This is a genomic window from Vibrio sp. 1-Bac 57 (assembly GCF_037546855.1).
GTDB lineage: Bacteria > Pseudomonadota > Gammaproteobacteria > Enterobacterales > Psychromonadaceae > Psychromonas.
Window position 1 is genome coordinate 1 of record NZ_JALAAC010000112.1, and the last position, 572, is coordinate 572.

Annotated in this window: 1 pseudogene; it reads right to left on the reverse strand. The window is 40.2% G+C overall.

What is annotated here, in order from left to right:
* Nucleotides 1–572, reverse strand: a pseudogene (locus MT391_RS20740) (transposase); the annotation flags it as partial.

Consider the following 572-nt stretch of genomic DNA (forward strand, 5'->3'; position numbering starts at 1 on the left):
CCCCATGTTTGGGCTTGTAAAATGATTTGATGTTTATCATCGTTAATCGCAATGCCATTGTAGCCTTGAATCGTACCTTTACTCGTGGTCATCTTGGCACTGTCTGGATCAGTGATATTACTTTTCACAGGCTTTCTCTGACTACCTAACTTCTCTTCATTGGTCGCCAAAAATTCTTTAATTTTATCCGCGCTTTTATCAAGTTTAGCCTGTTGTTTTAAATCATGGGTAATTTCATCTTCACTCAAACTATCTTGTGCTTGATGGCGGGCAAGTATGCGCTGACTTGCTCTGCGCAACTTCGCTTGTTTACGCTCAAGTTCATCAAATGTGCCACTCCACTCTTTACTAGCGTTCGAACGAATTTTACATCCATCAATCGCAAACATATTACGGCCTATCAAACCTTCACGGTCGCATATCATTAATACTTGAGTAAAAAGTGGTTCAATTTGGTCTTTCATTTTAGCGACAAAACTGGCAATTGAAGTGTAATGAGGTTGTACGTCACCCGATAAACTCATGAAGGTAATATTGGTTTCACAAGCATTTGCAATGCGACGACTGCTGAC